The organism is Gelidibacter salicanalis (genome assembly GCF_016469035.1).
Taxonomy (GTDB): domain Bacteria; phylum Bacteroidota; class Bacteroidia; order Flavobacteriales; family Flavobacteriaceae; genus Gelidibacter; species Gelidibacter salicanalis_A.
Genome location: NZ_JAEHJZ010000004.1, coordinates 171,893 through 186,499 on the forward strand (window position 1 = coordinate 171,893; position 14,607 = coordinate 186,499).

Consider the following 14,607-nt stretch of genomic DNA (forward strand, 5'->3'; position numbering starts at 1 on the left):
GTTGAATTAAAAAGATACCCGCCTAGTGTATATTGAGCGGAGTCGAAATACGGTCATAAATATGAAAATAGCAATTATTGGTACAGGAAATTTAGGAAAATCCATCGCAAAAGGGCTGATCACCAATAACGCGATTACCACCTTATACCTTACCAAAAGAAATACAGATAGCATCTCAGAATTTGAAGGCTACAAAAATGTGTTTTTAACAACAGACAACGTGTTGGCGGTTCAACATTCTGACATTTTAATTTTAGCCGTTCAACCCTCACATTTGGAAAAAGTACTACAGGATATCGCTCCGATGATTACTGAAAAGCATGTGGTCATTTCTACGGTGACTGGGTTTTCAATTCCAAAAATTGAAACACTTATTGGTGCGGAACAATTCATCATTAGGGCGATGCCAAATACGGCTATCGCGGTTGGCAAATCAATGACCTGCATTTGCAGTAATGCTCAAGGCACTAAGCGTATTAAAATTGCGCAGGCTATTTTTAACCGTTTGGGACATTCATTGATTATTCCAGAATCACAAATGCAAGCCGCAACAGTGGTGTGTGCCAGTGGAATTGCATTTTGGATGCGCTTAATTCGAGCTACAACCCAAGCGGCAATTCAATTAGGTTTTGATGCTAAAGAAGCCCAAGAATTAGCAATGTACACTAGTGAGGGTGCTGCAAATTTACTAATTGCCAATGGACACCATCCAGAAGAGGAAATTGATCGGGTAACTACCCCAAAAGGCTGTACTATTGAAGGTTTGAATGAAATGGAACACAAAGGCTTGAGCTCGTCCTTAATACAAGGCATGATTGCCTCATACAATAAAATTAGCAACATTAAAAAAGAACAATTATGAGTTTATTTAATGTCTATCCGCTTTTTGACATCACACCTGTGCGTGCCAAAGACTTGGCGGTTTACGACGATAAAGGGATTGAATATCTCGATTTATACGGCGGTCATGCGGTAATTTCTATTGGACATTCACACCCAGAATATGTATCGGCCATCTCTAACCAAGTCAAAAACTTAGGTTTTTATAGCAACGCAATTCAAAATCCGTTACAAGAAGAGTTAGCGGCAGAACTTGAGCGTATTTCTGGTTGTAAAGACTACCAGTTGTTTTTATGCAATTCTGGTGCAGAGGCCAACGAAAATGCGCTAAAACTTGCTTCGTTCCACACTGGAAAAAAGAATGTTATTGCTTTTAAGAACTCTTTCCACGGACGTACCTCAGCAGCTGTTGCTGCAACTGACGATCCAAAAATTGTTGCACCACTAAACGCACAACAGCATGTAGATTTTGTACCTTTGGGCGACTTAACAACAGTTGAACAAATTTTAAAACAAGGTGAAACCTGTGCCGTAATTATTGAGTGCATACAAGGTGTTGGTGGTTTGGACGAAAGTACTCCAGAATTTTACCAAGGTCTCGAAAAGTTATGTAAGTCTTATAATGTAATGTTGATTGCTGATGAGGTGCAATCGGGTTTTGGTAGAACAGGCGATTTTTTTGCTTTTCAAAAATACGGATGGACGCCAGATATTATTGCCATGGCAAAAGGCATGGGCAACGGCTTCCCCATTGGTGGTATTTTGATTCACCCAAGTATTAAAGCGTCGTTTGGTTTGTTGGGCACTACTTTTGGCGGCAACCATTTAGCTTGTGCAGCGTCTTTAGCGGTTTTGAAAGTTTTGGAATCGGAAAAGTTGATGGAAAATGCAGATGCAATGTCAGGGTATTTTATTCAGAAGACTCAGCAACTATCCCATTTAAAAAAGATCAAAGGCCGTGGATTAATGTTAGGGTTAGAGTTCGACTTTCCAGTCGCAGAGTTACGAAAAAACCTCATCCACAAGCATAAGATGTTTACTGGCAGTGCCAAAAATCCTAATTTAATACGGATTCTTCCACCATTGACGATTCAGACGAAGCATATTGATTTGTTTTTTGAAGCGTTAAAACAGGAGTTGTTATTGATGAATGGTGGACAGTAGTAACGAAACCTCACAGGTTTCAAAAACCTGTGAGGTTTGAGTACACAACAATTGAAGTTTAATTAAAGAGATTCCCGCTGGAGTTTATCTTGAGCGGAGTCGAAAGACAGGAAGTGAACATGAAAAAATACACCGAAATAAAAGACATTTCCAATCTTTCTGAGATGATTAAGGAAGCTATCTTACTCAAAATGCAACCCTTTGAATTTTCGGAATTAGGAAAACATAAAACCTTAGTCATGTTGTTTTTCAACTCGAGTTTAAGAACCCGATTAAGTACTGAAAAAGCAGCACGTAACTTAGGGATGCATGTCAGCATATTAAACGTTAACGACGCTTGGAATATTGAATTTGAAGATGGCAGCATCATGAATGCCAATAGTTCTGAACACATCAAGGAAGCTGCGCAAGTGATCTCTCAGTATGCTGATATTATCGCCGTACGGGCCTTCCCTAGCCTTACAGATAAAGTGAAGGACGCTTCTGAATTCATACTTAAAAGTTTTATAAAATACGCGACGGTGCCAATTGTCAATATGGAAAGTGCCACCGCACATCCGTTGCAAGCCTTGGCAGACGCCATTACGATTACAGAACTTTCTGAGACCCGCAAACCTAAGGTGGTATTATCTTGGGCACCACATCCAAAAGCATTGCCGCAGGCGGTAGCCAATTCTTTTGTAGAAATGATGCTAGAAATGGATGTTGATTTGACCATTACGCATCCTGAAGGTTATGAACTTGATGAACGTGTTACCAGAAACACTCCTATTAATCACAATCAAGAAGAAGCACTAGAAGACGCCGATTTTGTCTATGTTAAAAACTGGAGCAATTATAAAGACTATGGAAAGGTTCTAAATGAAGATCCAAATTGGATGATGACCCAAAAAAAATTGGGCAATGCCAAATTTATGCACTGTTTACCGGTAAGACGAAATGTGGTAGTAGAAGATGCGGTTTTGGATGGCTATCAATCCGTGGTCATCAATCAAGCCAGCAATCGCACTTTTGCTGCGCAGGTTGTTCTGAAGAAAATATTAGAGAGTTTGTAACTTTTTTAGAGACCTCACAGGTTTTGAAAACCTGTGAGATCTTAAGAAGATAAAAAATAATGATACCCGCTGGAATTCATCTTGAGCGGAGTCAAAAGACGGGCATACTATGAAAACACTAAAAATCATAAAAATAGGCGGTAATATTATTGATAATGACACTGCGCTATCAGCATTTTTAGATACTTTCGCAGCAATCCAATCACCTAAGATATTGGTTCATGGCGGTGGGAAATTAGCAACGCAACTAGCAAATCAACTCGGACTTGAAGTGAAGCTAATTGACGGGCGACGCATTACAGATCAAGTCACCTTAGACCTCATCACCATGGTATATGCGGGGAAAATCAATAAAAACATCGTAGCGCAATTACAATCCAAAAACTGTAATGCCATCGGCTTTTCGGGTGCTGATGGGAATACCATCGTTTCTAAAAAACGTCCTGTAAAAACAACCGATTTCGGTTTTGTGGGCGATGTTGAAAAAGTAAACACCAAAATTTTACAAATGTTGTTAGACCATAAAGTGACGCCCGTATTTTGCGCTCTAACTCACGATAAAAAGGGACAGCTGTTAAATACGAACGCTGATACCATTGCCTCAGAATTGGCTATTGGTTTTGCAGACCAATATCAAACCGAATTGTATTATTGCTTTGAAAAAAATGGCGTCATGAGAGACATTTCGGATGAAACTTCAGTCATTAAGGAGATTACCACCCAAACCTATCAAGGGTTAATTGATGATAAGCTCATCGTTGATGGTATGCTTCCCAAATTGAACAATTGCATTCACGCCGTCGAAAAAAATGTTTATAAGGTCTGTATCGGTAAACCGGAAATGTTATTTGATGAGACCGCAAATTTTACAACCATTAGCAAATGATAGAAAAACTGACCACAGATGCCATTGCATTGCTTAAAAAGTTAATCGAAACGCCATCCTTTTCATCTGAAGAAGATCAAACGGCCACGCTTATCGAGCAATGGTTTGAAAAACAGAATATTCCTTACACACGAACAATAAACAACGTTTGGACAATAAACAAGCATTTTGACGATTCCAAACCGACCTTATTGCTCAATTCGCACCACGACACGGTCAGACCAAACACCGCTTACACTAAAGATCCTTTTAAAGCGATTGTGGAAGACGGGAAATTATTTGGATTGGGAAGTAATGATGCTGGAGGTTGTTTAGTGTCGTTAATAGCGACGTTTACCTATTTTTATGAGCGTCCCAACCTCAATTATAATATAGTGTTGGTAGCATCCGCAGAAGAAGAAAGCAGCGGACCTAACGGACTTAATAGCATGTTGGCGGTTATTCCGCACATTGATGTGGCTATTGTAGGCGAACCCACCTTGATGCAGCTCGCCGTTGCTGAAAAAGGGCTAGTAGTGTTTGACGCCAAAGTAAAAGGCACGCCAAGTCATGCCGCGCATCCTAATGAGGATAACGCCATTTATAATACGATTGAAGTTCTACAATGGTTTAAAAACTATAAATTTGATAAGGTTTCTGCCGCTTTAGGAGAGGTTAAAATGACGGTTTCTCAAATTAATGCAGGAAAACAACACAATGCCATTCCTGCAGAAGTGGATCTGGTGGTAGATGTGCGGGTGAATGATTGCTACACTAACGCTGAAATTGTGGAAATTCTCCAAAAAGAATCGCCGTGCAGTAGCATCATCCCTAGAAGTTTACGCTTAAACTCGTCGTCCATTCCAGAAGATCATGCACTAGTAAAGGCTGGAATCGCTTTAGGAAGATCAACCTACGGGTCGCCAACACTTTCAGATCAGGCAACCTTGACTTGTCCGTCGTTAAAATTGGGCCCTGGCGATAGTACACGATCACATTCTGCGGATGAATTTATTTATATTCGTGAGATTGAGGATGGGATTGGGTTGTATGTGAAGTTGTTGGAACGGATAGTATAAGTAGAGACAAGAACCAAGAATAGAGAGACAAGACTTGATTTTGCTTCCATTGAAGTTCGTAGCTCAAAATGAAAATTTATAGCTTAGGATAGTTGACTTTTGAAGTATAAAAGTAGAATCAAGAACCAAGAATAGAGAATCAAGACTTGATTCTGACTTCAATTGAAGTTTTAGTTCAATAAGAAAATTTGTCGCATAAAACAGTTCACCTATGAAGTTATGGGGTAAAGAAATTAGTAGCGATAAACTAAAAAACAGAATAAAGAATCAAGAACAGAGAGCCAAGACTTGATTTTGACTTCAAATGGAGTCTTAGTCTACTTATGAAGTTGAAAGGTGAAGTAATTAGTAGCGATACTCTATAGAAATAGAATAAAGAACCAAGAACAGAGAGCTAAGACTTGATTTTTGGTTCAAAATGAAAATTAATTAATAAAAATGAAAGTGGGAGGAGATTCCTGCCTTCGCAGGGATGTTATGAAACTTTGGGATAAAGGAATAAGTATCGATAAAAAAATAGAACAATTCACTGTTGGAAACGATAGGGAAATTGATTTGCATATTGCCAAATATGATGTGCAGGCCTCTTTGGCCCATGCTAAAATGCTGAAGTCAATTGGAATTTTAACAGCAGACGAATTGGTACAGTTACAAGGTGGGTTACAAACTTTAGCAAAAGAAATTGAAGACGGCACGTTTAAAATTGATGCACAGTTTGAAGATGTACATTCTAAAATCGAGTTTGAACTGACCAAAACATTGGGTGAGGTTGGTAAGAAAATCCACACGGCGCGTTCTAGAAATGATCAAGTTTTAGTAGCCTTGCAGTTGTTCTACAAAGAAAATCTTGGCCTTATTCACGAGAAAACTGAGGTGTTTTTCAACACGTTGTTGAATTTGGCTGAGACCCACAAAAAAGCCTTGCTTCCTGGTTATACACACCTTCAAGTGGCTATGCCATCTTCCTTCGGTTTATGGTTTTCTGCCTATGCTGAGTTGCTAATTGACGATGTTTATATGCTTAGTGCCGCTTTAAAAACGGTAGATCAAAATCCGTTAGGATCTGCGGCGGGTTATGGCAGTTCTTTCGGGATTGATCGAGAATTGACCACTAAGGAACTTCAATTCGCGACCTTGAAATACAACGTGGTGGCCGCTCAAATGGCGCGTGGTAAAAGTGAGCGTACCATTGCGATGACTTTGGGTAGTTTGTGCAACACTATGGCCCGATTTGCTATGGATATTTGCCTTTATATGAGTCAAAATTTTGGGTTCATCACTTTCCCTGACGAACTGACCACAGGAAGTAGTATTATGCCCCATAAAAAAAATCCTGACGTGTTTGAATTGATTCGTGGAAAGTGTAATAAAATTCAAGCCTTACAAACCGAAATGGTGTTAATTACCAATAATCTTCCAAGTGGCTACCATCGCGATTACCAATTGTTGAAAGAGAATATGATTCTAGCCATCAATGATGTGAAGGATATTTTGGATATTTTCACCTATGCCATTCAGCAAATTGAGGTCAAGGATATCGATTTAAATGATGCCAAATATCAGTATTTATTTACGGTGGACAATATTAATACCTTGGTAGAGGGTGGAATGAGTTTCCGTGAGGCTTATCAGATTATTGGGAAACAGGTACAAGAAGGGACTTACAAACCAGATACTTCTAAGGAACATTCGCATGTGGGAAGTATTGGGAATTTGTGTTTAGAACAGATTAAAGCGAAGTTTCCGAAGCTGTAATATATTTTCGTTTTGATAAATTATTGTTCATTTTTTTATTCGTCCATATTATTTTTGCCAATAGAACTCATGATGTGCTGCGCAGTTACTTGATTAAAAAAACGAACCAAAAAAAATCAAGACGCTCTAAGGAAATTACTCATTAATATTTATTTTGTTTTTGGTATTCGTGAATGTTTCCATTTGCTTCGCACCATTCGCTTAGTTCCATTAAGAATTCGTTTTCAATAAAACGCTAGTGTATGTTGGCCTTTATTTCGTTTTTTAACAACATCTACAGCTCATTATTTCTGTCGATCGTCGTTTTCCGCTATTGCGAAATCTCAAGTAAAATCAAATTTTAGCTGCTAATTCATAAGTTATCCTACATATTAACTTTTTATTGCTACAAATATAGCTTTCAACATATTAAAGCATCAGTGTCCCAATTTCACTCAGAGTGATTGGGCAAATTTAATTTAGAATAACGATTGTTTATCAGTCAGTTACAATTCAAGTCTTTGTTCTTTTCCCGAGCTATCGGGACTATAAGCGTAGCGCCTGCCTGCCGGCGAGGCAGGATCTTAATTCTTTATCGGACAATAATGATATTAAGACTAATTTACTCTATAAACAACGAAAAGCATCCTTAAAAGGATGCTTTCCTGAAGTTCTACTATCTAAATATCCGACTAACTATATTAACTTAAATAATAGTAGACTGTCCTAAATGTATGTTTGTAAAGTTCATGTTGGTGTCTTTTGGATTGTTGATAAAATCCTCTATAAAATCGCCCACTTTTGTTGTGGTAATATGATTGAATTTACTGTTGAGCTCTGGTGTGGTGATGTTTAGTTTTAACGATTTCTCTACGCCTTCCCGAATCAATTCTGCTTCTTCAAAAAGTTCAAAATGATCCAATAACATGGCTGCCGATAAAATAGATGCAATCGGATTGGCTATCCCTAAATCTTTTGCCTGCGGATAAGAGCCGTGGATTGGCTCGAACATGGAGAAGTAATCACCAACTGATGCAGAGGCTAAAAGTCCGATAGAACCCCCAATAACGCTTGCCTCGTCACTAATGATATCGCCAAACATATTTTCTGTAAGGATCACATCAAATTGTTTCGGGTTTAAGATAATCTGCATGGCTGCATTGTCCACAAATAAATACTCCAGCTTCACATCTTTATAATCTTCTGACACTTCCGTGACCACTTTTCGCCATAAACGCGACGATTCTAAAACATTGGCTTTATCGACTAAAGTTACTTTGCGTTTTCTAGATTGTGCGGCTTTGAAGGCCAAATGCGTGATACGCTCAATTTCAACACGTGAATACACGCATAAATCTGACGCCGTGTTGCCATCCTCACTAAGGGTTTTCTCCCCAAAATAAATGCCTCCGGTCAATTCTCTATAAATACAAATATCCGTGCCTTTTATAAATTGTTTTTTTAGAGGCGATTTATCCAAAAGTGTATCATAGGCTTTTACTGGTCTGATGTTCGCAAATAAACCCAACTCTTTACGAAGTTTTAATAGGCCTTGTTCAGGACGCACTTTGGCTGACGGATTGTTATCATATTTTGGATCGCCGATGGCACCAAACAGAATAGCGTCGGAATTTTTGCATAAATCGAGCGTTTTTTTAGGCAATGGATCACCCGTTTCATCAATTGCTACGGCTCCTACTGAAGCGTATTTAAATTGAAATGAATGATCAAATTCTTGGGCAATGGCTTTCAAAACTTTAACAGCTTGAGCGGTTACCTCTGGTCCTACGCCATCTCCTGGCAATACTGCTATTTTTAATTTCATATAGTTGTGGTGAAAGTTTCTTAATGACCTTCCTGTTTTAGTTATAAATTGTGCTTAAATAAGCGTTTTTTCAAATTGTTCTATGGTGTCCTTTTTACTCAATAAATAATCAATATCGTCATAGCCATTGATCATACAGGTTTTTTTGTAGGCATCAATTTCAAAAGATTCTACGTGATTTGTACTGGCAATGCCGATGGTTTGTGCTACTAAATCGACGGTAATTTTTGTTTTAGGATTCGCTTTAATCGTGGTCATTAATACCTTTAAAAATTCAGGAGACACCTGAACCGGAAGTAAGCCGTTATTAAGCGCGTTGCCTTTAAAAATATCCGCAAAAAAGCTGGATACAATGACTTTAAAACCATAATCGGTCAACGCCCAAGCGGCGTGCTCTCGACTACTGCCGCAGCCAAAATTATCGCCCGCCACTAAAATCGGTCCGTCATACTGTGGTTGATTCAGCACAAAATCTATGTTGACAGTACCATCCTTTTGGAAACGCCAATCCCTAAAGGCATTTTCTCCAAAACCATCACGATTCGTGGCTTTTAAAAACCGCGCCGGAATGATCTGGTCCGTATCGACGTTTTCAATGTCTAATGGAACGGCTGTTGCGGTTAATGTTTTAAATTTTTCCATCTATTGTGAGTCTTTCTACTCCGCTCAAGATAAACTCAGGCGGGTATCTCTTTACTTATTAATTATATATTTTTTACCACTAATTCACCACTCTGAATTGGATTCAGAATCACAACATTAAACAGACGTGTATTCGTGGCTAACTTCTTTTTTCAACTGTTTTGTAATATCTATAATCTTCCCTTCTACTGCGGTTGCTGCGGCCATAAGCGGACTCGCTAAAATAGTCCGGGCCCCTTGACCTTGCCGGCCTTCAAAATTTCTATTGGAGGTGGACACACAATATTCACCTTGTGGAATTTTATCATCGTTCATGGCCAAACAGGCGGAACATCCGGGTTGACGCAATTCAAAACCAGCATCATCAAAAATGGTTTTCAAACCTTCTTCTATAATTTGAGCTTCCACTTGTTTACTTCCAGGGACTAGCCACGCCGTCACATTAGTGGCTTTTTGCTTGCCTTTAATATAATTGGCCGCAATCCTAAAATCTTCAATCCGAGAATTGGTACAACTGCCTATAAACACAAAATTAATCGGCTTGCCTATCAAGGTTTCGCCTTTCTTAAAGTTCATATAATCCAATGCTTTCTCAAAAGACGCATCACTGGTTTCTGGAATAAATTCTGAAATTTTAATCCCCATTCCTGGATTGGTGCCGTAGGTCAGCATCGGTTCAATATCGGCAGCATCAAAATGGTATTCCTTATCAAACGTAGCATCAGCATCTGTTGGCAGTGTTTTCCAATAGGTTACTTTTTTATCAAAAGCTTCCCCTTTAGGTGCAAACTCACGATCTTTTACATAGTCGAATGTGGTATCGTCAGGTGCAATCATGCCCCCACGAGCCCCCATTTCAATGCTCATATTACAAACGGTCATCCGCCCTTCCATAGACATGTTTTCAAACACATCTCCTGCATATTCACAAAAATATCCAGTGCCTGAATTGGTGCCGATTTTCGAAATGATATAAAGAATAACATCCTTTGGTAACACGCCGTTTCTTAATTTCCCGTTTACGGTTACTCTTAAACTTTTGGGTTTAGTAAGCAGCAAACACTGACTCGCAAAAACTTGAGCCACTTGACTGGTCCCAATCCCAAAGGCAATCGTCCCAAAAGCACCATGGGTTGAGGTATGACTGTCGCCACACACAATAGTCATTCCGGGTTGGGTAATCCCCAATTCTGGTGCCATGACGTGTACAATCCCATTGTATTTATGTCCTAACTCGTAAAGGGTAATATTATTTTTGTCGCAATTCTCAGAAAGTTGTTCCAGCTGTTTTCTGGACAATTCATCTTTAATTGGTAAATGCTGATTTAAAGTGGGTGTGTTATGATCTGCCGTGGCTACAATCTGTTCCGGTCTAAAAACAGGAATATTTCGCTCTTCAAGCTCATTAAAAGCCTGTGGACTGGTCACTTCATGAATTAAATGTTTATCGATATAAAGAATCTGCGGTCCATCTTGTATCGAATCAACCACATGCGCATCCCAAACTTTATCAAATAAGGTTTTTCCCATTTTAAGCCGAAATTATTTGTTGATAAACTTTGCTCGTTTCAATGATTTGATGAATATCGTGGTCATTGACCTCCTTCTTCTGATCTGCAAAATTCAAAAAATTGGCATACACATCATCCAATTGCAATTTGGTCAATTCATACCCTACATTTTTGGCTCTATATGCTAATGCAGCACGACCACTTCGAGCAGTCAACACAATTGCTGAATCCGTTACGCCAACATCTTTAGGATTGATGATTTCATAAGTCTCTCTATTTTTAATCATGCCGTCTTGATGAATTCCAGAACTGTGGGCAAAGGCATTCGCCCCCACAATAGCTTTATTGGGTTGTGTATAAATACCCATGCTTTCTGAAACCAATTGACTGATGCCGTACAAATGCGGCGTTTTGATGTTTGTATCCAAATTAAGGTATGGATGTTGCTTTAATACCATCACGACCTCTTCAAGCGCTGTGTTTCCAGCACGTTCACCTATTCCGTTAATGGTACATTCAATCTGTCTGGCGCCATTAATGACCCCTTCAATAGAGTTGGCAGTAGCCAAACCTAAATCGTTATGACAGTGGCATGATAGGATTGCCTTTTCAATACCTTTTACGTTCTCTTTTAAATATTTAATTTTCGCTCCGTACTCACTTGGCAAACAATAGCCAGTGGTATCCGGAATGTTCAACACAGTTGCTCCTGCCTTAATGGCCATTTCACAAACCCTTGCTAAAAACTCGTTATCTGTACGCCCCGCATCCTCAGCGTAAAATTCTACATCGTTCACAAAAGATTTTGCAAACTTGACCGCCTCAAAAGCACGTTCTAAAATGGCATCCTGATTAGAATTGAATTTATATTTGATATGTGATGCCGAAGTACCAATACCCGTATGAATCCTAGGATATTTGGCATATTTTAAAGCCTCAGCAGCCACTTTGATATCGTTCTCAACCGCACGGGTCAATCCGCAAACGGTAGTGTGTTTTATGAGTTTTGAGATTTCTTCTACAGATTTGAAGTCACCAGGACTCGATACGGGAAAGCCTGCCTCAATGACATCAACACCCAAATTTTCCAGTTGCTCTGCAATAACTAACTTTTGCTTAGTATTCAATTTACATCCAGGAACTTGCTCTCCGTCTCTCAGCGTGGTATCAAAAATTTGAACATTATTATCAGACATTTGTTGCGTTTTATTTTTCTATTGACTAGCTAATTTATACTTTGGATTCAAATTCAAATTACCAAGCTTTGGACTTTTACGATGTTCAGCTGGTTTTAATTATTATAATAACTTGATTTACAGCATTTTAAAAGCAATATTAACGTGATGACTAAGGAGCAAAAAGATAATTTATTTCAGTTGGTAAAATCATTAACCAAGTCAGAAAAGCGACAGTTTAAACTTTATGTTGGACGTTTAGGGGTCAATGCGGATTCAAAGTTTTTGAAACTTTTTAACTTTTTGGACAAAGCCACCACGTATGACGAACCGGCTATTATAAAAACGGGAATCGTAAAAAAACAACAATTAGCTAACGTTAAAGCCCATTTATATAAACAGATTTTAATCAGCTTAAAACTCAATCCATCCCATCAAAATATCCGTTCTCAAATTCGCGAACAGATTGATTTTGCCTCCATTTTATACCATAAAGGCCTTTACAAACAGAGTTTGAAAATTTCAGATAAGGCCAAAGAGCTAGCCATTCAGCATGAAGAAAAGAATCTGGCCTATGAGATTGTGGAGTTTGAAAAAATTATAGAATCCCAATACATTACACGCAGTATCAGCACCCGTGCCGATGAGCTTACCCAACAAGCCAGAGAGTTGAGCAAACTAAACGTCATTACTAGTAAACTCTCTAATTTATCTTTACAGTTGTACAGCATGATTTTGAAATCTGGCTACGTTAAAAATAAAGAAGAAGGACAAAAAGTAACGGCTTATTTTAACGAGCAACTTCCAAAATTTCAAATTAGTAATTTGGGATTTAGAGAAAAATTATGGCTTTATAATTCCCATTTATGGCATAGCTTTTTGCTCCAGGATTTTTTGAATTGCTATAAATATGCCTCCAAATGGGTGAATTTATTTTATGACAATCCTAATATGATCAGTTTGAACCCTGTATTCTTTTTGAAGGGCAATAACTATTTATTGGAAGCCTTATTCTTTATCGGGAATAAACCTAAATTTTTGAAAAGACTTGCCATTTTTGAAGACCAGGTAGAACAACCCGATTTTCCGAAAGATGAGAATGTAGAAGCCTTAGTGTTTTTATACCTCAATTTTCATAGGATTAATCAACACTTTATTGACGGTAGCTTTGATGAAGGTTTAAATCTCATCCCAAGAATTGAGAGTAAATTTAAGAAGTACAATAGCCGTTTGGATGGACACCATAAGATGATTTTTTACTATAAATTTGCAAGCATGCAGTTTGGTGCGGGCAATAACAAAGCCTGTATATTTTATCTGGACAAGATTATTTCTAACAAATCCTTATCCATGCGCGAAGATTTACAATGTTTTGCACGCGTTTTAAATTTGGTGGCTCATTATGAAGCAGGATTGGATTATCATTTGGAAAGCCTATTAAGAAGCACCTATAAATTTCTTTTGAAGATTAATGACTTATATGAAGTGCAGAAAGAACTGATAAAGTTTATTAAAGGATTACAAGATATTTATCCCCATGATTTAAAAAATGCTTTTGTAAAGCTACATAAAACTTTAAAGACCTATGAAGATCATCCTTATGAACGTCGTGCATTTTTATATCTCGATATTATTTCTTGGCTAGAAAGTAAAATTGAAAACAAACCCGTTGGCCAAGTCATTAGAGATAAGTATTTGGCGGAGTCTGCCTCCTAAATAGTAGTATACACCCATAAAATTTATGCGTTTTTTAAAATATTTTGTGTTCATTTATTTACTGACCTGTTCATATGCACTATATGCCCAAGGCCTGTTCAGGAAGAAAGATTCCATTGTGACCAAATCTTTATCTGAATCTTGGGAACTTGATAAGAAGGATAAAAATGGAACTTTTCGACTCAATTCTTACAAACCATTTTACGTTTTGCCCGCACAGTGGACCAATCGTATTAATGAGATGCCACAAAGTATAGGCTCCGAGCCCGCATTTGATGAACCCGCGGATCTTCATTCAACTGAAGTTAAATTTCAGATTAGTTTTAAAACCAAACTGATTCAATCCTTTTTATTTGGAAAAGGTGACATTTGGGTGGGCTATACCCAAACCGCGAATTGGCAAGTGTATAACAAGCAATTATCACGACCATTTAGAGAGCTTAATTATGAACCTGAGCTGATTATTAACTATCCTCTGGATTTTAATTTTTTAGGATTTCAGGCAAAAATGGCTGGTTTTGCGTTTAACCATCAATCCAACGGAAGAGCAGATCCTATTTCAAGAAGTTGGAACAGGATTATATTTCATTTTGCCATGGAACACAATAATTTTCAAATTTATCTTAAACCTTGGATTCGTCTTGATAGAAGTGCTGATGATGATGATAATCCAGAAATTGAAGATTATGTTGGGCGTGCAGAGGCTACTGTGATCTATCGAAAGAATGGTCACAGTTTAAACTTACTATTACGTAACTCATTGTCATTTAAGGACAATCATGGCAGTCTCCAATTTAATTATATGTATCCTATCAGAAATAACCTGAGAGGTCATTTACAGGTGTTTAGTGGCTACGGTGAAAACCTAATAGACTACAACCACTATCAGACTACTGTAGGCATTGGGATTTCATTTGTAGAGTGGTAATTCTTATGATACCATAATAATCATGTTCTCTATAATCCTTTCCTCAGGCGCATTTGTGGTTCCTTTTGGCTGC

12 protein-coding genes are annotated in these 14,607 nt (G+C 38.2%); 8 read left to right on the forward strand and 4 right to left on the reverse strand.

Annotation, left to right across the window (positions count from 1 at the left end):
* Nucleotides 1-61: 61 nt before the first annotated feature.
* From proC to argH, 6 genes are all read left to right on the forward strand, one after another.
* Nucleotides 62-862, forward strand: coding sequence for a pyrroline-5-carboxylate reductase (proC, locus tag JEM65_RS02785; RefSeq protein WP_199597044.1), 801 nt, complete (start codon nt 62-64; stop codon nt 860-862).
* Nucleotides 859-2,004 carry an aspartate aminotransferase family protein gene (locus JEM65_RS02790; RefSeq protein ID WP_199597046.1) on the forward strand — a complete coding sequence of 382 codons (1,146 nt, stop codon included), beginning with the start codon at nt 859-861 and terminating at the stop codon, nt 2,002-2,004. Before proC ends, JEM65_RS02790 begins: the two co-directional genes overlap by 4 nt.
* Before the next feature lie 119 nt (nt 2,005-2,123).
* Nucleotides 2,124-3,059, forward strand: a complete 936-nt coding sequence (locus JEM65_RS02795; RefSeq protein WP_199597047.1) for an N-acetylornithine carbamoyltransferase — start codon at nt 2,124-2,126, stop codon at nt 3,057-3,059.
* Nucleotides 3,060-3,168: 109 nt separating this feature from the next.
* Entirely contained in the window at nt 3,169-3,945 is a 777-nt protein-coding gene (argB, locus tag JEM65_RS02800; protein WP_199597048.1) for an acetylglutamate kinase, read from the forward strand.
* The gene (locus JEM65_RS02805; protein WP_199597049.1) at nt 3,942-5,003 is read left to right on the forward strand and encodes a M20 family metallo-hydrolase; all 1,062 of its coding nucleotides are present in this window, start codon (nt 3,942-3,944) and stop codon (nt 5,001-5,003) included. Before argB ends, JEM65_RS02805 begins: the two co-directional genes overlap by 4 nt.
* A gap of 477 nt (nt 5,004-5,480) precedes the next feature.
* Complete coding sequence (gene argH / locus JEM65_RS02810; protein ID WP_199597222.1) at nt 5,481-6,758, forward strand: argininosuccinate lyase; 1,278 nt, start codon at nt 5,481-5,483, stop codon at nt 6,756-6,758.
* Nucleotides 6,759-7,443: 685 nt separating this feature from the next.
* Here the strand turns inward: argH and leuB are convergent.
* From leuB to JEM65_RS02830, 4 genes are all read right to left on the reverse strand, one after another.
* Nucleotides 7,444-8,562, reverse strand: a complete 1,119-nt coding sequence (leuB, locus tag JEM65_RS02815; protein ID WP_199597051.1) for a 3-isopropylmalate dehydrogenase — start codon at nt 8,560-8,562, stop codon at nt 7,444-7,446.
* 54 nt (nt 8,563-8,616) lie between these two features.
* Nucleotides 8,617-9,204, reverse strand: a complete 588-nt coding sequence (gene leuD / locus JEM65_RS02820; RefSeq protein WP_199597053.1) for a 3-isopropylmalate dehydratase small subunit — start codon at nt 9,202-9,204, stop codon at nt 8,617-8,619.
* A 117-nt stretch (nt 9,205-9,321) separates the two neighbouring features.
* On the reverse strand, nt 9,322-10,734 hold the full coding sequence (gene leuC, locus JEM65_RS02825; protein WP_199597055.1) for a 3-isopropylmalate dehydratase large subunit: 1,413 nt from the start codon (nt 10,732-10,734) through the stop codon (nt 9,322-9,324).
* A 1-nt stretch (nt 10,735) separates the two neighbouring features.
* A complete protein-coding gene (locus JEM65_RS02830; RefSeq protein ID WP_199597056.1) occupies nt 10,736-11,911 on the reverse strand; it encodes a 2-isopropylmalate synthase in 1,176 nt (391 codons plus the stop codon).
* Between the two features lie 147 nt (nt 11,912-12,058).
* On the opposite strand from JEM65_RS02830, the gene JEM65_RS02835 reads away from it, so the two are divergent.
* Complete coding sequence (locus tag JEM65_RS02835; RefSeq protein ID WP_199597223.1) at nt 12,059-13,606, forward strand: hypothetical protein; 1,548 nt, start codon at nt 12,059-12,061, stop codon at nt 13,604-13,606.
* Between the two features lie 25 nt (nt 13,607-13,631).
* Nucleotides 13,632-14,534 (forward strand): phospholipase A, encoded by a 903-nt coding sequence (locus JEM65_RS02840; RefSeq protein ID WP_199597057.1) that lies wholly within the window; start codon nt 13,632-13,634, stop codon nt 14,532-14,534.
* The last annotated feature ends 73 nt before the right edge of the window (nt 14,535-14,607 follow it).

What these genes read in the sequence shown, in the direction of transcription:
- argB (WP_199597048.1), top strand. Translation starts at nt 3,169, where the DNA reads ATGAAAACACTAAAAATCATAAAAATAGGCGGTAATATTATTGATAAT.
- JEM65_RS02790 (WP_199597046.1), top strand. Translation starts at nt 859, where the DNA reads ATGAGTTTATTTAATGTCTATCCGCTTTTTGACATCACACCTGTGCGT.
- leuB (WP_199597051.1), bottom strand. Translation starts at nt 8,562, where the DNA reads ATGAAATTAAAAATAGCAGTATTGCCAGGAGATGGCGTAGGACCAGAG.
- JEM65_RS02805 (WP_199597049.1), top strand. Translation starts at nt 3,942, where the DNA reads ATGATAGAAAAACTGACCACAGATGCCATTGCATTGCTTAAAAAGTTA.
- argH (WP_199597222.1), top strand. Translation starts at nt 5,481, where the DNA reads ATGAAACTTTGGGATAAAGGAATAAGTATCGATAAAAAAATAGAACAA.
- leuD (WP_199597053.1), bottom strand. Translation starts at nt 9,204, where the DNA reads ATGGAAAAATTTAAAACATTAACCGCAACAGCCGTTCCATTAGACATT.
- proC (WP_199597044.1), top strand. Translation starts at nt 62, where the DNA reads ATGAAAATAGCAATTATTGGTACAGGAAATTTAGGAAAATCCATCGCA.
- JEM65_RS02840 (WP_199597057.1), top strand. Translation starts at nt 13,632, where the DNA reads ATGCGTTTTTTAAAATATTTTGTGTTCATTTATTTACTGACCTGTTCA.
- JEM65_RS02835 (WP_199597223.1), top strand. Translation starts at nt 12,059, where the DNA reads ATGACTAAGGAGCAAAAAGATAATTTATTTCAGTTGGTAAAATCATTA.
- leuC (WP_199597055.1), bottom strand. Translation starts at nt 10,734, where the DNA reads ATGGGAAAAACCTTATTTGATAAAGTTTGGGATGCGCATGTGGTTGAT.
- JEM65_RS02795 (WP_199597047.1), top strand. Translation starts at nt 2,124, where the DNA reads ATGAAAAAATACACCGAAATAAAAGACATTTCCAATCTTTCTGAGATG.
- JEM65_RS02830 (WP_199597056.1), bottom strand. Translation starts at nt 11,911, where the DNA reads ATGTCTGATAATAATGTTCAAATTTTTGATACCACGCTGAGAGACGGA.